12 protein-coding genes are annotated in these 18,124 nt (G+C 73.2%); 7 read left to right on the top strand and 5 right to left on the bottom strand.

The window, feature by feature from the left end; genetic code table 11:
- Positions 1 to 17 precede the first annotated feature (17 nt).
- On the top strand, positions 18 to 842 hold the full coding sequence (locus tag ABME01_RS01700) for a sulfite exporter TauE/SafE family protein (RefSeq protein WP_353826636.1): 825 nt from the start codon (positions 18 to 20) through the stop codon (positions 840 to 842).
- A 10-nt stretch (positions 843 to 852) separates the two neighbouring features.
- Here ABME01_RS01700 and ABME01_RS01695 read toward each other — a convergent pair whose 3' ends face one another.
- The gene (locus ABME01_RS01695; RefSeq protein WP_353826635.1) at positions 853 to 2,118 is read right to left on the bottom strand and encodes an RNA polymerase sigma factor; all 1,266 of its coding nucleotides are present in this window, start codon (positions 2,116 to 2,118) and stop codon (positions 853 to 855) included.
- Positions 2,115 to 2,492: a YciI family protein gene (locus ABME01_RS01690; protein ID WP_353826634.1), complete on the bottom strand. Its 378-nt coding sequence runs from the start codon at positions 2,490 to 2,492 to the stop codon at positions 2,115 to 2,117. The genes ABME01_RS01695 and ABME01_RS01690 overlap by 4 nt, the downstream gene beginning before the upstream one ends.
- 206 nt (positions 2,493 to 2,698) lie before the next feature.
- Here ABME01_RS01690 and ABME01_RS01685 point away from each other — a divergent pair, with 206 nt between their 5' ends.
- The 5 genes from ABME01_RS01685 (at position 2,699) to ABME01_RS01665 (ending at position 10,010) form a co-directional block, all read left to right on the top strand.
- Positions 2,699 to 2,872 carry a CsbD family protein gene (locus ABME01_RS01685; protein WP_353826633.1) on the top strand — a complete coding sequence of 58 codons (174 nt, stop codon included), beginning with the start codon at positions 2,699 to 2,701 and terminating at the stop codon, positions 2,870 to 2,872.
- A gap of 239 nt (positions 2,873 to 3,111) precedes the next feature.
- A complete protein-coding gene (locus tag ABME01_RS01680) occupies positions 3,112 to 4,845 on the top strand; it encodes an ABC transporter ATP-binding protein (RefSeq protein WP_353826632.1) in 1,734 nt (577 codons plus the stop codon).
- Positions 4,842 to 6,968, top strand: coding sequence for an ABC transporter ATP-binding protein (locus ABME01_RS01675; protein WP_353826631.1), 2,127 nt, complete (start codon positions 4,842 to 4,844; stop codon positions 6,966 to 6,968). The genes ABME01_RS01680 and ABME01_RS01675 overlap by 4 nt, the downstream gene beginning before the upstream one ends.
- An 83-nt stretch (positions 6,969 to 7,051) precedes the next feature.
- Entirely contained in the window at positions 7,052 to 8,404 is a 1,353-nt protein-coding gene (locus tag ABME01_RS01670; protein ID WP_353826630.1) for an MFS transporter, read from the top strand.
- A 172-nt stretch (positions 8,405 to 8,576) separates the two neighbouring features.
- Positions 8,577 to 10,010, top strand: coding sequence for a maltokinase N-terminal cap-like domain-containing protein (locus ABME01_RS01665; RefSeq protein WP_353826629.1), 1,434 nt, complete (start codon positions 8,577 to 8,579; stop codon positions 10,008 to 10,010).
- 33 nt (positions 10,011 to 10,043) lie between these two features.
- On the opposite strand, the gene ABME01_RS01660 is transcribed toward ABME01_RS01665, so the two are convergent.
- The gene (locus ABME01_RS01660) at positions 10,044 to 10,496 is read right to left on the bottom strand and encodes a methyltransferase family protein (RefSeq protein ID WP_353826628.1); all 453 of its coding nucleotides are present in this window, start codon (positions 10,494 to 10,496) and stop codon (positions 10,044 to 10,046) included.
- A gap of 80 nt (positions 10,497 to 10,576) precedes the next feature.
- Entirely contained in the window at positions 10,577 to 12,256 is a 1,680-nt protein-coding gene (locus ABME01_RS01655; RefSeq protein ID WP_353826627.1) for an acyl-CoA dehydrogenase family protein, read from the bottom strand.
- Between the two features lie 83 nt (positions 12,257 to 12,339).
- On the opposite strand from ABME01_RS01655, the gene ABME01_RS01650 reads away from it, so the two are divergent.
- The gene (locus tag ABME01_RS01650; RefSeq protein WP_353826626.1) at positions 12,340 to 15,099 is read left to right on the top strand and encodes a cation-translocating P-type ATPase; all 2,760 of its coding nucleotides are present in this window, start codon (positions 12,340 to 12,342) and stop codon (positions 15,097 to 15,099) included.
- On the opposite strand, the gene ABME01_RS01645 is transcribed toward ABME01_RS01650, so the two are convergent.
- Positions 15,096 to 18,107, bottom strand: a complete 3,012-nt coding sequence (locus ABME01_RS01645) for a DEAD/DEAH box helicase (RefSeq protein ID WP_353826625.1) — start codon at positions 18,105 to 18,107, stop codon at positions 15,096 to 15,098. The genes ABME01_RS01650 and ABME01_RS01645 overlap by 4 nt on opposite strands.
- Positions 18,108 to 18,124: the final 17 nt, after the last annotated feature.

Here is an 18,124-nt window from a genome sequence, read left to right as displayed (position 1 = left end):
GACGCTAGAGTGACCGGGTGCCGAACGCCGAGCCCGTCCCTGCCGCCCCCGCGCCCGAGCCGGCACGCCCCGCGATCTGGCGGCTGGCCGTGGTCGGCGTGCTCGGCGGCCTGCTCTCGGGCCTCTTCGGCGTCGGCGGGGGCCTCATCATGGTCCCCCTGCTCATGGTCCTGGCCGGGATGGACCAGCGCCGCGCCTCGGCCACCTCGCTCGTGGCCATCGTGCCGACCGCGCTCGTGGGTTCGATCGCGTACCTCGTGAACGGGCAGGTCGACCTCGTGGCCGCGCTGCTCGTCGCGGCGGGCGGCATCGTGGGCGGATGGATCGGAGCCGGCCTGCTCGCCCGGCTCCCCCTCGAGTGGCTGCGCTGGCTGTTCATCGCACTGCTGGTCGTGGTCGCCGTCCGCCTCGCGCTCGGTGCCCCGGAGCGGGTCGCCGAACCCGTGCCGCTGGAGCCCGGGCCCGCGATCGGCCTCGTCGCGCTCGGCCTCGTCGTCGGCATCGCCTCGGGCCTGTTCGGCATCGGCGGCGGGCTCGTGATGGTGCCGGCGTTCATCGCGATCTTCGGCCTCGGCGACCTGATCGCCAAGGGCACCTCGCTCGTGGCGATGATCCCGACCGCGGTGAGCGGGTCGATCAAGAACCTGCGCGGCGGCCTCGTCGACCTGCCCTCGGCGGCGGTCGTCGGACTCGCGGCGGCGGCGGCCTCGCTGCCCGGCGTCGCGCTCGCATTCCTGCTCCCGCCCGCCGTCGCGGGCTGGCTGTTCGCCGCGCTGCTGCTGTTCGCGGCCGTGCAGCTGTCGGTCCGCGCCATCCGCGCGCGCCGCGCGCGCTCCGCCTGACCGCTCGCGATCAGCCTCCGCCCGCCGCCTTCGCCTCGAGGTGGCGGCGCTCGGTCGCATTCAGCGCGAGCCCCGCGGCGCGGGCGAACTCGGCGCGGGCCTCGGCCGTCCGGCCCGCCCGATCCAGCAGGTGCGCGCGGACCGCATGGACGCGGAAGTGGCCGGCGAGCGCGGGCTCGAGGGCCACGGTCTCGAGCTCGCGCAGTGCGACATCCGGCCCGCGCACCATCGCGACCGCGACGACCCAGCCGAGCTCGACCATCGGGCCCGGCCGCTCGCGCCGCAGCAGCTCGTAGAGGGCGAGCACCTGCACCCAGTCGGTCTCGTCGGTCGAGGGCGCCTCGGCGTGCACCGCGGCGATCGCCGCCTCGAGCTGGTACGGGCCCGGGGCGCCGTGCGCGAGCGCGTGCTCGACGAGCCGCACCCCCTCGGCGATGAGCTCCCGATCCCAGCGCGAACGATCCTGCTCGTCGAGCGGCACGAGCTCGGGGCCCCCGGTCGCCCGCGGCCGCAGTCGCGCCGGACGACGGGCCTCCGTCAGCAGCATGAGCGCGAGCAGCCCCTCGGTCTCGCCGTGGCCGTCCGCGTGGGCGGGTTCCACCTCCCGCAGCAGCCGCGTGAGCCGGATCGCCTCCGCCGAGAGGTCGGGGCGCAGCAGGTCCTCGCCCACGGTGGCGGTGTGCCCCTCGGTGAACACCAGGTGCAGCACGTCGCGGACCGCGTCGAGCCGCTCCGGCAGCTCGTCGGCCGTGGGCGCGCGGAAGCGTCCGCCCGCCTCGCGGATGCGCCGCTTGGCCCGCGAGATGCGCTGCGCGACGGTCGCCTCGGGCGCGAGCAGCCCGCGCGCGACCTCCGCGGTCGTGAGTCCGCCGACGGCGCGCAGCGTGAGCGCGAGCTGCGAGGGCCGCGGCAGCGCCGGATGGCAGCACAGCACGAACAGGGCGAGCGAGTCGTCGCGCTCCGAGACGGCGGGGGCGTCCTCGCCCGGTCGTTCCAGCAGGGCGTCGCGATCCTCCCGCCGGCGCCGCGCGGCCTCGCTGCGCACCGCCTCGACCCACCGCCGGTGCGCGACGGCGACGAGCCAGGCGCGCGGGTGGTCCGGCACGCCGTCCCGCGGCCACTGCACGGCCGCCGCGAGCAGCGCCTCCTGCATCGCGTCCTCGCTCCCGTCGAAGTCGCCCACGCGACGGGCGAGCACGGCGAGCGCCGAGGGGGCCGTGGCGCGCAGCACCGACTCGATGCCGCGCGCCGGCTCCCCCGGCGGCTCGCGCGTCACGCGACCGAGACGTCCGGTTCGGCGTCCTCGGCGAGGATCGGATGCAGGCGGATGCCGCCCCACTCCGCCTCGGGGAGGCGCGCCGCGATCTCGACCGCGCGCTCGTGCGACGCGACGTCGACGAGGTAGTAGCCGGCGAGGTACTCCGTGGTCTCGGCGAGCGGCGCGTCGGTGCCCCCGCCCGCCGTGCGGGTGACGGCGCGGGCCGTGTCGACGCCGGCGAGCTGCTCGGCGTCGACGAGCTCGTCCGATGCGCGCAGCTCGTCGACGAGGCCCGTGTAGAGGGCCATCCCCTCCGCCGCCTGCTCGGGCGTGAACGACGCCCACCGGGCCGACCACTCGGGGTTGGACTGGATCAGGATGAGGTACTTCACGGTTCGCTCCTTGCCTCGCTTCGTCCGGGGGCGATGCCCGCTCCCCTCAGTATGTCGACGCCGACCCCGCGTTCTCGACCGCGACGTCGGATCGGGTAGCAGAGGCACCCGTCGCTGACAAGGGCTGTCGCCGCGATCGGGGCCGTACGTAACGTGGCCATCGACGTCGCACCCGAACGCGACGCACGATCGGAAGGGGGTCCCTCATGGGAGAGTCCGAGAAGATCAGCAACAAGGCCGAGGAGCTCAAGGGCGAGGCGAAGGAGGCCGCCGGCAAGGCGACCGACAACGAGCGCCTGGAGGCCGAGGGCCGGGGCGACCAGGCCAAGGCCAACCTCAAGCAGGCCGGCGAGAACGTGAAGGACGCCTTCAACTCGTAACGGTCACCAGACTGATGGGGCGCGCATCGCGGGGGTGCGCGTCCCATCGGCATGTCCGGGGCGCAGGTGCCGCCGCGCCGCCCCGGGCGATTCCGCCCTGAGCGATATCCGCCGACCTCGGATGTCGGCGGCGAGTGGTTCGATGCAGACTTGACGGGCGCGTTCCGCGACCAGGCCCGAACGCCCCGCCGCGCGAGATCGATCGCGCATCCTGTTCACTCACTCGCCGCGGAGATCGCATGCTCGGCAGACTCCTGTTCCGTTCACTCAGGCCGTACGCGTGGCTGCTCGTCGGCGTACTGCTCTTCCAGTTCGCGTCGGCCGTCGCCACGCTCTACCTGCCCACCCTGAACGCCGACATCATCGACCAGGGCGTCTCGCGCGGCGACACCGACTACATCTGGTCGACGGGCAGCGTCATGCTCGCGATCTCGCTCGGCCAGATCGTGTGCGCGGTCATCGCCACGTACTTCGCGGCGAAGGCGGCGATGCGGGCCGGGCGCGACATCCGCAACGAGGTGTTCGACCGGGTCAGCTCGTTCAGCGAGCGCGAGGTCTCGCAGTTCGGTCCGGGCTCGCTCATCACCCGCAACACCAACGACGTGCAGCAGGTCCAGATGGTCGCGATGACCGGCGGCACGATGCTCGTCAGCGCCCCGATGCTCGCGATCGGCGGCGTCGTCATGGCGCTGCAGCAGGACGTCGGCCTGAGCTGGCTGATCTGGGTGTCGGTGCTGACGATCCTCCTCGTCGCGGGTCTCGTGATCAGCCGGATGGTGCCGCTGTTCCGCAGCTACCAGAAGCGGCTCGACGTCGTGAACCGGGTGCTGCGCGAGCAGCTGACCGGCATCCGCGTCGTGCGCGCCTTCGTGCGCGAGCCCATCGAGCAGGAGCGGTTCGAGGGCGCGAACCACGACATCATGGACGTCGGCCGGCGGGTCGGCACCCTGTTCATCACGCTCTTCCCGCTGTTCATGCTCGTGCTCAACGTCACCGTCGTGGGCGTGTTCTGGTTCGGCGCGATCGAGGTGGACGCGGGCACCGTGCAGGTCGGCACGCTGCGGGCGTTCATGCAGTACGTCGGCATGATCCTCGGCGGCGTGCTCATGGCCGCGTTCATGACGATCATGATCCCCCGGGCGGCGGTCTCGGCGGAGCGGATCACCGAGGTGCTCGACGCCGAGTCGACGCTCCCGCGTCCGGAGCACCCGCGGTCCGACCTCCCCGAACCGGGCACGGTCGAGTTCCGCGACGTCGCCTTCGCCTACCCGGGCGCCGACCACGCCGTGCTCGAGGGCGTCGGCTTCCGCGCCGAGCCGGGCGAGACCGTCGCGATCGTGGGCTCGACCGGCGCCGGCAAGAGCACGCTCGTGTCGCTCATCCCCCGGCTGTTCGACGTGACCGGCGGCGCCGTGCTCGTCAACGGCGTCGACGTCCGCGAGGCCGACCTCGACCTGCTCTGGACGACCATCGGCCTGGTCCCGCAGCGGCCGTTCCTCTTCGCCGGCACGGTCGCCTCGAACCTGCGGTTCGGTCGCGAGGAGGCCACCGACGACGAGCTCTGGCACGCGCTCGAGATCGCCCAGGGTCGCGACTTCGTCGCCGCGATGGAGGGCGGGCTCGACGCCCGGATCGCCCAGGGCGGCACCAACGTCTCGGGCGGGCAGCGCCAGCGGCTCGCGATCGCGCGGGCCATCGTGCACCGCCCGCGCATCCTCGTCTTCGACGACTCGTTCTCGGCGCTCGACCTCACGACGGATGCGAGGTTGCGGCAGGCGCTCTGGCGGGACCTGCCGGACGTCACCAAGGTCGTGGTCGCGCAGCGCGTCTCGACGATCACCGACGCCGACCGGATCGTGGTGCTCGAGGACGGCCGCGTGGTCGGACTCGGCCGGCACGAGGAGCTGGTCGAGACGTGCCAGACGTATCGCGAGATCGTCCAATCCCAGCTCGGAGTGGAGGCCCAGGCATGAGCCGCGACGACATCGGACGGCGGGGACTGCGCGGCCGCGCCGCGGCGGCGACCGCGGCGGCCGAGCAGCCGACGCTGGAGGAGCTCGAGGAGCACCGGCTCGCCGAGGAGGCGCGCATCAACTCGGGCTCGTGGGACTCGGTCGCCCCGGGCAAGGCGCAGGACTTCGGGCGCAGCTTCCGCCGCATGCTCGGGCTGCTGGCGCCGTGGAAGTGGTCGTTCGCGTTCGTCTCGGTGCTCGGGGCGCTCGGCGTCGTGCTCACGGTGATCGCGCCCCGCGTGCTGGGCGAGGCGACGAACCTCATCTTCGAGGGATTCATCTCGCTGCAGATGCCGTCCGGCGTGACGCAGCAGCAGGTGGTCGACCAGCTCCGCGCCTCGGGCCAGGACGACCTCGCGAACATCGTGGCCGCGGCCGACCTGGTGCCCGGCGCGGGCATCGACTTCGTCCGCCTGAGCCAGGTCATCATGGCCGTGCTCGCGCTCTACGTCGTCGCCTCGGTGCTGTCGTGGATCCAGGGCTACGTGATCAACGTGATCATGGTGCGGGCGATGTACGGCCTGCGCGAGCAGGTCGAGGCGAAGGTGCACCGGCTGCCCCTCAGCTACTTCGACCGCACCCAGCGCGGCGAGCTCATCTCGCGGGTCACCAACGACATCGACAACATCACCCAGACGATGCAGCAGTCGCTCTCGAGCGCGCTCACGAGCATCCTGACCGTCATCGGCGTGCTCGTCATGATGTTCTCGATCTCGTGGCAGCTCTCGCTGGTGGCCCTGGTCGCCCTGCCGCTCATGGCCGTGATCTTCGGCGTCATCGGCCCGAAGTCGCAGGCCGCCTTCGGCGTGCAGTGGCGCAAGGTCGGCCGTCTGAACGCGCGCGTCGAGGAGTCGTTCTCGGGCCACGCGCTCGTGAAGGTCTTCGGTCGCGAGCGCGACGCGAGCGAGAGGTTCCGGGCCGAGAACGAGGAGCTGTACGAGGCCGCGTTCAAGGCGCAGTTCCTCTCGGGCATGATCATGCCGGGCATGCAGTTCGTCGGGAACCTCACCTACGTGGGCATCGCGGTGCTCGGCGGGCTCATGGTCGCCGGCGGGCAGCTGCGCCTGGGCGACGTGCAGGCGTTCATCCAGTACTCGCAGCAGTTCACGCAGCCCCTCTCGCAGCTCGGCGGCATGGCCGCGGTCGTGCAGTCGGGCACGGCCTCGGCGGAGCGCGTGTTCGAGCTGCTCGACGCCGACGAGGAGGAGCCGGATGCCGCCGACGCCCCCGCGCCGGTCGAGGGCCGGGGCGTCATCGAGTTCGAGCACGTCTCCTTCTCGTACTCCCCCGAACGACCGCTGATCCGCGACCTGTCGTTCCGGGTCGAGCCGGGCCAGACCGTCGCGATCGTCGGCCCGACGGGCGCCGGGAAGACGACCCTCGTGAACCTCGTCATGCGGTTCTACGAACTCGACGGCGGCCGCATCCTCATCGACGGACAGGACATCGCCGAGCTCACCCGCCACGACGTCCGTGCGCGCACCGGCATGGTGCTGCAGGACCCGTGGCTGTTCGGCGGCACGATCCGCGAGAACATCCGGTACGGGCGACCGGATTCGACCGACGACGAGATCATCGAGGCCGCGACGGCGACCTACGTCGACCGCTTCGTGCACTCCCTCCCGCACGGCTACGAGACCGTCCTCGACGAGGACGCCTCGAACGTCTCGGCGGGCGAGAAGCAGCTCATCACGATCGCGCGCGCCTTCGTCGCGCAGCCGAGCGTCCTCATCCTCGATGAGGCGACAAGCTCGGTCGACACCCGCACCGAGCTGCTGCTCCAGCACGCGATGGCCGCGCTGCGGCAGGGCCGCACGTCGTTCGTCATCGCCCACCGGCTCTCGACGATCCGCGACGCCGACCTCATCCTCGTGATGGAGCACGGCGACATCGTCGAGCAGGGCACGCACGACGCGCTCATCGAGGCGAAGGGCGCCTACTACCGGCTCTACAGCTCGCAGTTCGAGCAGGCGGCGTACGACGTCGACGCCGAGCTCGAGATGGAGGGCGACACGGTCGTCGGCCTGCCGACCGGCTCGATCGCCGCGTTCGGAGGCGACGCCGAAGACGCGCCCGTGAGCTGACGGCTGGCGGTGGTCGGCACGGGCCGCGGACTCAAAGGTCGCCCGTGCCGCGCCACCGGGCGGCCGGGTAGCCTCGGAGTGCCGTGACGACCCCTGCTCCCCTTCCCATCGCCCCCACCTGGCGCCTCTGGCTGGTGTGGGGCGTCGGCGTCGCGGCCTACATCCTCTCGGTGACCAACCGCTCGTCGCTCTCCGCCGTGGGCGTCGACGCCGCGCTGCGCTTCGACGCCGACGCCTCGACCCTCTCGATGTTCGCCGTCATCCAGCTCGCCGTGTACGGCGGCATGCAGATCCCCGTGGGCCTGCTGCTCGACCGGTTCGGCGCGCGCCCGATCATCACGATCGGGATGGCGCTCATGGCCGTCGGCCAGCTGGTGCTCGCGTTCGCGCCCGATGTCGGCTGGGCGATCTTCGCGCGCATGCTGCTCGGTGCGGGCGACGCGGCGGTGTTCCCGAGCGTGCTGCGCGTGATCGCCGTGTGGTTCCCGGAGCAGCGGGCCCCGCTCATGGTGCAGCTCACCGGACTCATCGGCCAGTCCGGGCAGATCCTCGCCGTGCTGCCACTCGCGGCACTGCTGCACGCCACGACCTGGTCGATCGCGTTCGGATCGCTCGCGGGGCTCGGCGGGCTGTTCACGGTCCTCACGTTCGCGGTCATCCGCAACCGCCCGCCCGGGCGCGTCGAGGACGTCTCGGTCGACACGATGACCGGCGCGATCCACGTCGTCCGGTCGTCGGCCGACCTGCGGCAGGGGTTCCGCGAGTCGTGGGCGCATCCGGGAACGCGACTGGCGTTCTGGTCGCACTTCACGACGCCGTTCTCGGGGACCGCGTTCGTGCTGCTGTGGGGCTTCCCGTTCCTGACCGTCGGCGAGGGGCTCTCGACGGGGACCGCGTCGCTGCTGTTCACCGTCTACGTCGTGTTCGGGCTGCTCGTGGGCCCGGTCATCGGCGCGCTCTCGTCGCGGCATCCGACCCGACGGTCGCGGCTGCTCGTGCTGCCGGTGATCGGCATCCAGGTGCTGGCCTGGCTCGTGGTGATCCTCTGGCCGGGCCCCGCGCCGCTCTGGCTGCTGTTCGCGCTCGCGTTCGCGATGAGCACCGGCGGGCCGGGGTCCATGATCGGCTTCGACCATGCGCGCACCTTCAACCCGAGCCACCGGCTGAGCACCGCGACCGGCATCACGAACGTGGGCGGGTTCCTGGCGGCGCTGCTGGCGATCCTGCTCATCGGCATCGCGATGGATGCGCAGGGCGCGGGGACCCCGGACACGTACTCGCTCGAGGCGTTCCGCATCGCGTTCCTCACCCAGCTGCCGCTCTGGGCGATCGGCACGCTGTTCATCGTGATCGAACGGCGCCGCACCCGCATCCACATCGGCCTCGACGAGCCGCGCTCCCGCCGCCGCGACCGCGGCACCGATCGCTTCATCTGACGCGGTCGCCGATCGGGCGCGTTCCGTCGCCTCCGACCGCAGCCGGGCGACGGATTCCGTCCGAACGCCGGGGCCCACGACGCGGATGCGGCGGGCCGGACCGGCTCCCCCGTCCGGGGGCGGCGGCGCGCGCCGCCTCGACGGAGCGCGGGTGCCGCACTACCGTTCAGGCATGGACAGCGCGCTGAGGGCGATCGCGGACTGGATGCCCGGGCAGCGCTGGTTCGGCGGCAAGGCGCGCGCGCCCGAGCTCCGCAGGGTCGGGGCGTGGGAACTGCCGGTCGCCGAATCCGGCGTGCGGGCGCTCTCGCTGCTCGTCATGGACGACGCGGCCGAGCCGCCGGTGCTCTACCAGGTGCCCGTCGTCGAACGCGCCGACGCGGTGCCGGGCGCCGAGGCGAACCTGATCGGCGTGCTCGAGGACGGCACCCGCCTCTACGACGGCCCCTACGACCCGGCGTTCACCGACGCGCTGCTGGCCCTCATCCGCGGCGGCGGGCGCGCGGTCGCCCACGGCGCCACGGCCGTCGGCCACCCCGCGGCGCCGGCGGGCGACGCGGGCGACCGCGGCACGGATGCCGCCCCGGGACCGGGCCACGTCCCGGCGACGGTGCTCACCGGCGAGCAGTCGAACACCTCGATCGTCTACCGACCCGAGGACGTGCCGCCGGTCATCTGCAAGGTGTTCCGCCAGCTCCACCACGGCGACAACCCCGACGTCACCCTGCAGACCGCCCTCGGGCGCGCCGGCTCCCCGCACGTCCCGCCCGTGATCGGCGACGTCCTCGGCGAGTGGGACGACGTGGGCCGCGTCGAGGGCCGGGCCCGCGGTCACCTGGCGTTCGCGCAGGAGTTCCTGCCGGGGGTCGAGGACGCGTGGAGGGTCGCCCTGCTCTCGGCCGCGAACGGACAGGACTTCGCTGAGGAGGCCAACGCGCTCGGGGTGGCCGTCGCCGGGGTGCACCTGGCCCTGCGCGACGCGTTCGACCATCCGCCCGCGTCCGACGAGCTCATCGAGGCGGTCGCGGCGGCCTGGCGCCGACGCCTGGCGATCGCCGTCGCCGAGGTCCCCGACCTCGAGCCGCAGCGCGCCCAGGTCGAGGCGTTCTACGAGCGGGCTCGCGCCGGTTCCTGGCCCGACCTGCAGCGCGTGCACGGCGACCTCCACCTCGGACAGGTGATCCTCGCGCCCGAGCGGGGCTGGTTCCTGCTCGACTTCGAGGGCGAGCCCATGCGCCCCATGGTCGAGCGCCGCCGGCCGGACCTGCCCGTGCGCGACGTGGCGGGCATGCTGCGCTCGTTCGACTACGTCTCGGGGGCCACCGAGCTGGTGCACCCCGAGCGCGCCGACGAGGCGCGCGCGTGGGCGTCATCCGCCCGCCAGGCCTTCATCGACGGCTACGTCGCCGCCTCCGGGATGGACCTCGCCGAGTACCGCGACCTGCTCGCGGCGTTCGAGCTCGACAAGGCCGTCTACGAGGCGATCTACGAGACGCGGAACCGCCCGGACTGGGCGCCGATCCCGCTCCGCGCGATCACGCGGCTGCTCGCGACCGGTCCCCTCCGCGCGTCGACGGACGACGGCGGCGGTGCGGTCGTCCCCTAGCGGCGCCGGCGCGGATGCCGCGTGGCGGCGAGGTCAGCGGATGCCGCGGGCCCAGAGCAGCAGCGGGGTGCGGTCGGCGTACTCGAGGTAGGCGTCGCCGAACCGGTCGAGGAGTCGATGCTGCTCGAGATGCGCCTTCACCACGAGCACGACCGCGAGCAGCGCCCAGACGACGATGAGCTCGATCCTCCCGCGGAAGACGACCCAGCCGGCCGTCGCGATCAGCAGCCCCACGTAGATCGGGTTGCGCGTGAGCCGGTAGGCGCCGCCGGTCCGGAGCGTCGCGCCCTCGCGGGGGGCGACCCAGGGCACGAGGTCCCGGCCGAGCGCGAACGCGCCGGCGCCCGCGAGCACGAGGCCCGTGATCATGAGCAGCACGGCGAGGACCGTCGCCTGCTGGCCGGCCCAGAGCGGCGGGCCCGGCAGCAGGAGCAGGGCGAGCAGCACGAACTGCGCCGCGACGAGCCAGTTCGCGCGATCCCTCATGCCGCCATCCTGCCCGCTCGGCCGGGCGCGCGCGAGCCGTCGGATCGGTCGGCCCCGTCGGTGCGGCCGGACCGCTGGACTCAGGCCCGGGACAGGATGGCGTGCACGTCGACCCCGGGCGGCAGTGCGCCGTACATCGTCCCGCCGTCCCCCTCGAGCCTCGAGCGCACGAACGCGTCGGCGACCGCACCGGGCGAGTGCTGCAGCAGCACCGACGCCTCGAGCACGAGCGCGAGCCGCTCGGCCAGTTCCCTGGCGCGGAACGCCGCGGTCGGGGCATCCGCGTCGGCGACCTCGCCGACGACCGCACGCGCCTCGGCGAGCGCGAGGTCGAACCCGGGGTGCTCCCCCGCCGCCTCGCCGACCACGTCGAAGAAGGCCAGGAACGCCTCGGGCTCGCGATCGAGCACGCGCAGGACGTCGAGCGCGATCACGTTGCCCGATCCCTCCCAGATCGCCAGCAGCGGCTGCTCGCGGTAGCGCCGCGCGAGCGGGAACGCCTCGGTGTAGCCGTTGCCGCCGAGGCACTCGAGCGCCTCCGCGGCGTGCTCCGGTCCGCGCTTGCAGACCTGGAACTTGGCGACCGCGGTCGCGAGGCGCCGGAACGCCTGCTCGGACTCCGAGGCGTCGGCGTCGTAGGCGCGAGCCAGCCGCATCGCGGTCAGCGTCGCGGCCTCGGACTCGAGGGCGAGGTCGGCGACGACCGCGGCCATCGCGGGCTGGTCGACGAGGAGCGACCCGAACGCCCGGCGGTGACGCACGTGCCAGGCCGCCTCGGCGACCGCCTGCCGCATGCCGGCGGCCGTGCCGATCACGCAGTCGAGCCGGGTGCGGGTGACCATCTGCACGATCGTCGCGACGCCGCGCCCCTCCTCGCCGACGAGCCATCCGGTCGTGTCGTCGAACTCGACCTCGCTCGACGCGTTCGAGCGGTTGCCGAGCTTGTCCTTCAGTCGCTGGATGCGGAATGCGTTCCGCGACCCGTCCGGCAGCACGCGCGGCACGAACACGCACGACAGGCCGCCGGGCGCCTGGGCGAGCACGAGGAACGCGTCGCTCATCGGCGCGCTGCAGAACCACTTGTGGCCGGTCAGGCCGACCTCGACACCCCACTCGGGCCGGATGCCGCCCCCGGGGCGCGGCACGGCGCGCGTCGTGTTCGCGCGCACATCCGAGCCGCCCTGCTTCTCGGTCATGGCCATGCCGACGAGGGCCGAGCGCTTGGCGGCGGTCGCCGCACCGCCGTCAGCGGCGCCGAGGCCGGGCTCGTACTCGCGACTGAGCAGCCGCGGCATCCACTCGGCCCGCAGCCCGTCGGCGGCGTGCTCGAGGGAGGCGACCGCAGCGTGGGTCATCGAGATCGGGCACGCGTGCCCGGGCTCGACCTGGGCGAGCAGGAGGAACGCCGCCGCCCGGTCGACGCTCGCACCGGGTCGGGGGTCGGCCCAGGCCGACGTGTGCGCGCCCGACCCGACGGCGGTCGCCATGATCCGGTGGTACGACGCGTCGAAGTCGACCTCGTCGATCCGGCGACCCCAGCGATCGTGCGTGCGGAGCTCGGGGACGCGGGTGTTCGCGAGCTCGGCGTCGTGCTGGAAGGACCGGGAGCCGACCCGGCGACCGAGGTCGTGCAGCGTCTGCGAGGCATCCGCGGTCCCGGTCCCCCACCGGACGACCGACTCGACGAGCGGGGCGTTCGCCGCGAACTCGTCCACGCCCTCGCGCGGGGGGACCTGGTTCTGCACCTCGTGCGTGATCATCGTCGACCTCCGGCTCCATTCTGCTGTGCCGGGCGCGGGCGCGGGGCTAGGGTGTGCGGCAGACGAGTTCCCGAGGGGGTCCGGTGAGCATCGACACGCAGCCGCAGGCACCGCAGTCGCACGAGGGCGGAGAGGACGGGGAGGAGGGCACGGCCTGGTGGGCGCTGTCCGCCGACGCGGCCGTCGCCGAGGCCGGGGGTGACCCGGCCCGGGGGCTCGGCGACGCCGAGGCCGCGGAACGATTGGCGAGCGTCGGACCGAACGCGCTGCACAGCGCCCCGCCGCCGAGCGCGTGGCGCATCGCGCTGGTGCAGGCGACGCAGCTGATGACGCTGATGCTCATCGCGGTCGCCGTGGTGTCGCTGCTGATCGGGCAGGTGTCGACCGCGATCGTCGTGGCCATCCTGGTGCTCTACAACGTCATCAGCGGCACGCGGCAGGAGCTCAAGGCCCGGCGCAGCGTCGACGCGCTCGCCAAGCTGCAGACCCCGCAGGCGCGCGTGCTCCGCGACGGGTCGATCCGGCAGGTCGACGCGACCGACCTCGTGCCGGGCGACCTCGTCGACCTCGAGGCCGGCGACCTGGTGCCCGCCGACGGCCGCCTGCTGCGAGCCGCGACCCTCGAGACGCAGGAGTCGGCGCTCACGGGCGAGTCGCTGCCGATCGCGAAGAGCCCGACGCCGAACGAGCCCGACACGGCCCTGGCCGACCGCACGTCGATGGTGTTCCAGAACACCTCGGTCACGCGCGGCACCGGGCGGATGGTCGTCGTCGAGACGGGCATGCGCACCCAGATGGGCCGCATCGCGTCGATGCTCACCGAGGTCGGTTCCGGGAAGTCGCCGCTGCAGCGCGAGCTCGACTCGCTCACGAAGGTGCTCGGCCTCATCGCGTGGGGCGCCGTGCTCGTGATCATCGTGATCGGCGCCGTTCTCGGGCAGAGCATCCAGGAGCTGCTGTTCCTCGGCACGGCGGTCGCGATCTCCGCCATCCCGACGGGCCTGCCGGTCTTCGTGCAGAGCCTGCTCTCGTGGGGCGCGTCGAAGCTCGCCGACCAGCGCGCGATCGTGGCATCGCTGAACGACGTCGAGACGCTCGGCGCGACGAGCGCGATCTGCTCGGACAAGACCGGCACGCTCACGATGAACGAGATGACGGTGCGGACGGCCTGGATGGGCGGCGACCACTTCCGCGTGACGGGCGAGGGGTACTCGTTCGACGGCCGCATGCTCGGCGCGACCGACGAGCCCGTCGAGGCGGCGACCCTCGGGCTCGCGATCAGCCTGCCCAACGATGCGACCGTGTCGGCCGACGGCGTCGTGGTCGGCGACCCGACCGAGGCCGCGCTCATCGTCCTCGGCGCGAAGCTCGGCATCGACGCCGACATCGCCCGTCGCGACCATCCGCGCCTGGCCGAGGTGCCGTTCGACTCCGACTACAAGTTCATGGCCACCCTGCAGCGGATGCCGGTGCGCGGCGAGGAGCGCCTGGTGCTGCTGGTGAAGGGAGCGCCGGATGTCGTCCTCGGCCGCTGCACGACGATGCTGACCACCGATCGCGAGCTCGTGCCGGTCGATTCCGATGCGGCGACCGCCGAGCTCGAGGACATGTCGTCGACGGGCCTGCGGACCCTCGCGTTCGCGGCACGCTTCGTCGACGACGCCGACGAGGGCCGGGTGGCGGCCGATCCGATGTCGTGGGTTGACGACCTCGCGCTGATCGGGCTGGTCGGCATCGTCGACCCGCTCCGCCCTGAGGCGAAGTCCGCGGTCGAGGTCGCCTCGAGCGCCGGCATCGAGGTGCGCATGATCACGGGCGACCACGCGGTGACGGCCGGCGCGATCGGGCGCGAGCTCGGGCTCGGGACGGGCGCGGTGAGCGGCGCCGACCTGAAGGCGATGAGCGACGAGGAACTGACCCGGCGCCTGCCCGACCTGCACGTGTTCGGTCGCGTCACGCCCGACGACAAGCTGCGGCTCGTGCGACTGCTGCAGGCGCAGGGCGAGATCGTCGCGATGACCGGGGACGCCGTGAACGACGCGGCCGCGATCAAGCAGGCCGACGTGGGCGTCGCGATGGGCTCCGGCTCGGAGGTCACCAAGCAGGCCGCGAAGCTCGTCCTCACCGACGACGACTTCTCGACGCTCGTGCACGCGGTCGAGCTGGGCCGGATCGTGTACGCGAAGATCACCGCGTACCTGCGCTTCCAGATGACGCAGCTGATCAGCCTGATCCTGCTCTTCCTCGCGGCCAGCGCGTTCCAGATCGCGGAGGGCGTCGCGCTCTTCCCGTCGCAGGTGCTGTTCCTGAACTTCTTCGTCACGCTCTTCGCGGTGCTCGGCATCGCCGCCGATGCCGCGCCGCCCGCGACCATGCAGGAGCCGCCCCGGGACCCGAGGCTCGGGATCGTGAACCCGCACTCGGTCGGCGAGTGGCTCGGCTACGGCGCCGTGATCTTCCTGATCTCGCTGGTGCCGCTGGTCTGGGGTCCCGACGAGCCCAGCCCCGACGGCCCGACCGCCTCGATGACCATGGCCTACGTCGTCGTCGGCCTCGCGACGGTGCTGAGCGCCCTGCTCATGCGGCGCTCGCCCGAATCGGGCCTCGTGCCGCCGATCGCCGCGGTCGCGAAGTTCCTGGTCTGGCCCGTCGTCATCATCGTGCTCTCGACCGAACTCGGGTTCCTGCAGCGCCTGCTCGGCACGGTCTCGCTCACCGGATGGCAGTGGCTCGAGTGCATCGTGCTGCTGCTGTTCCTCGTGGTCGCGGTCGAGGGCGACAAGTGGATCCGCCGGTTGCGCGCGGCCGATCGGGCCCGGGCCGCGGCGACGACTCGCGGCTAGTCCTCGAGCAGGCCCCGGAGGTCGGCGGCGTCGAGCCGCGCGTCGCCCAGGCCGCCGTCGCCGTGGTCCGCGAGCACGGATGCCACGAGCTCGCCCTTCCTCGCCTTCAGCTCCATGACCTTCTGCTCGATCGTGCCGGCCGCCACGAGCCGGTAGACCATGACCTGCTTCTCCTGGCCGAGCCGGTGGGCTCGGTCGACCGCCTGCTCCTCGCTGGCCGGGTTCCACCACGGGTCCATGAGGAAGACGTAGTCGGCCTCGGTGAGGTTCAGGCCGAACCCGCCGGCCTTGAGGCTGATGCAGAACACCGAGGCCTCGCCGGCGCGGAACCGCGCGACCTCCTCGTCGCGCCGGCGGGCGGGGGTCGACCCGTCGAGGTGCGCGAACGGCACCCCGTCGGCCGCGAGCCGCGCGGTGACGCGGTCGAGGAACGAGGTGAACTGGCTGAAGACGAGCGCACGGTGCCCCTCGGCGAGCACGTCCTCGAGCTGCTCGAAGAGCGCGTCGAGCTTCGCCGACGGGATCCCCGCGTGGCGCTCGGCGTCGACGAGGCTCGCGTCGAGCGCGAGGAGCCGGAGCAGCGTGAGCGAGCGGTAGACGATGAACCGCTGCCGGTCGAGGTCGTCGATGAGGCCGAGCAGCTTCTGCCGTTCGCGCTGCAGCACCACGTCGTACAGGCGCCGGTGCTCCGGGGCGAGGTCGACCTCGAGCACCTGCTCCTGCTTGGGCGGCAGTTCCGGAGCGACGGCCTCCTTGGTGCGCCGCAGCACGAGCGGGCGGATGCGACGTCGCAGCCGGTCGAGCCGCTCGCGGTTGCCGTCCTCCTCGATCGGCCGGCGGTACCGCTCGTCGAACGCGCGCCGCGACGGGAACAGCCCGGGCGCCACGATCCGCAGGATCGACCACAGTTCGCCGAGGTGGTTCTCGAGGGGGGTCCCGGTGACGGCGACCCGGAACGGCGCCCGGATGCCGAGCGCGGCCTCGTGCACCCGCGTCGCCGCGTTCTTCACGAACTGCGCCTCGTCGAGGATGAGCCCGGCCCACTCGACGTCGGCGAAGGCGCCGGCGTCGAGGCGGAGCACGGCGTAGGTGGTCACGACGAGGTCGGCGCCGGCCGCGACCTCGGCGAGGGACCGACGCCGCGTGGCGCTCGTCGCGGTGACCGACGACACCCGCAGGCCCGGCGTGAACCGCGCGGCCTCGTGCGCCCAGTTCGAGGCGACCGACGTGGGCGCGACGACGAGGAACGGTCGCGCAGGGGCTGCCTCCGCCGCCGTCGTCGCCCGTTCGAGTGCGTGCTGGACGAGCGCGAGGCACTGCACGGTCTTGCCGAGCCCCATGTCGTCGGCGAGCACGCCGCCGAGCCGGTTCGCGTGCAGGAAGGCGAGCCAGCGGAATCCGTCGAGCTGGTACGGCCGCAGCGGGAGCGCGAGCCCCGCGGGCGGCGCGACCTCCGGCACCTCGCCGTGCTCGAGCCCGGCGACCGTGGCCCGCCACGCGACCGCGGGCTCGGCGACATCCGCGAGGTCCTCGAAGTCGGACCACAGGCTCGACCGGCTGCGGTGGATGCGGACGCCCGTCTCCCACTCGTCGAGCGAGCCGGCCTCCTCGATGAGTTCGCGGAGCTCGTCGAAGACGGGCTGCGTCAGCGAGAGCGTCGTCTTGTCGACGAGCAGCATCCTCCGGCGGCCGGTCGCGAGCGCACGGAACAACGGCATGAACGGCACCGGGCGACCGTCGACCGTGACGACGACGCCGAGGTCGAACCAGTCCCGCTTGCGGCTCTCGACCAGGGAGACCGCGAGCTGCGGTCGCGCGGTCGCCTCACGGTAGTCGGGCCGCTCGCCGCGGACGTCGATGCGGAGCGGCCCGCGCTCGGCGAGCGCCTCGAGCCGCGGCATCCGCTCCATCGTGAACTCCGCGGCGTCGATGCCCCGCAGCACGACGGCCTCGAACGGCACCCAGCCGAGCTCGTCGGCGACGCGTGCGACGAGGTCGTCGTCGAGCTCGGGATCGGCCTCGGCGTCGAGGTCGACGTCGCTCGTCCGGCCGTCGGCGTGCTGCCAGCGCCACGCCAGGCGGAGCACGTCGTCGGGCTCGAAGCGCGCGTCGAGGACGAGGGTCGCGGGCGGGCGGGCCGGCACCTCGAAGGTGCCGTCGCGGCTCGCGATCGCGAGGGTCCGGGCGAGCGGATGCACGTGCGCGTCGAGGAACTCGGCGACCTCGGCCTCGGGAACGCGGATGGTGCGGGCGCCGTCGAGGAGCGCGAGCTCCGCGGCCCGGAGCCCGCCGGGCACGGGAGCGAGGTCGAGCCGCCCGTCGTCGAGGTCGAAGCGGGCGACGCCGTGCCCGGCGATCGGCCGGACGCCGACGGAGGTGCTGCCGTCGAGCGCGTGCGCGACCCCGCCCACCGTCAGCGTCGGCACGAGCGTCAGTCCGCCGTCGGCGCGAGACCCGTCGAACCCGACGGACGCCGCGGCGTGGACCTCGACGGCGGGCGTCGCGCCGGATCCGACCAGCGCGATGCCGAGCCGGCGCGCCTCGTCGAGGAGCGCCCACAGCAGCGGGCTCTCGAACTCGTCGAGCGTGATCCACTCCGAGCCGTAGACGTGCACCGACGGCGCCGTGCCCTTCAGGAGCGCGAACTGCGCGAACCATCGCGACTGGGCCGGATCGACGCGGGCCGACGACGCCTGGTAGGCGATGTTCTGCCAGGTGAGGCCGTGCTTGCCCCACGCGCCGCGGGCGCCCCGCGTGACCGGACGCACCCCGATCCGGTCGACCCCGGAGGCCCGCCGCGCGGGCTCGTCGCGGGGTCCGCGCCACTCGCCGTCGCGTCGGGGCACGCGACGCCGGAGCTGGAGCTGGAGGCCGAGCGGACGGAGACCGCCGTCGCCCGGCGCGGCGGCGCCACCCGCTCGCTCGTCCCGCCGGCCGCTCGCGGTCGCGACGGCCGCGTCGAACCCGGCGAGCGCGGCACGCCAGTCCTGGGGGCGTTCGGCGGGCATGCCGTCCATGCTCGCAC

It is taken from the genome of Agromyces litoreus (genome assembly GCF_040496015.1).
Lineage (GTDB): Bacteria > Actinomycetota > Actinomycetes > Actinomycetales > Microbacteriaceae > Agromyces > Agromyces litoreus.
Note: the sequence above shows the minus strand (reverse complement) of the source record. Positions and strands in the feature narration are given on the sequence as shown.

Coding starts and splice junctions, on each gene's coding strand:
- ABME01_RS01645 (WP_353826625.1), bottom strand. CDS start 18,107: ATGCCCGCCGAACGCCCCCAGGACTGGCGTGCCGCGCTCGCCGGGTTC.
- ABME01_RS01675 (WP_353826631.1), top strand. CDS start 4,842: ATGAGCCGCGACGACATCGGACGGCGGGGACTGCGCGGCCGCGCCGCG.
- ABME01_RS01665 (WP_353826629.1), top strand. CDS start 8,577: ATGGACAGCGCGCTGAGGGCGATCGCGGACTGGATGCCCGGGCAGCGC.
- ABME01_RS01685 (WP_353826633.1), top strand. CDS start 2,699: ATGGGAGAGTCCGAGAAGATCAGCAACAAGGCCGAGGAGCTCAAGGGC.
- ABME01_RS01660 (WP_353826628.1), bottom strand. CDS start 10,496: ATGAGGGATCGCGCGAACTGGCTCGTCGCGGCGCAGTTCGTGCTGCTC.
- ABME01_RS01655 (WP_353826627.1), bottom strand. CDS start 12,256: ATGATCACGCACGAGGTGCAGAACCAGGTCCCCCCGCGCGAGGGCGTG.
- ABME01_RS01680 (WP_353826632.1), top strand. CDS start 3,112: ATGCTCGGCAGACTCCTGTTCCGTTCACTCAGGCCGTACGCGTGGCTG.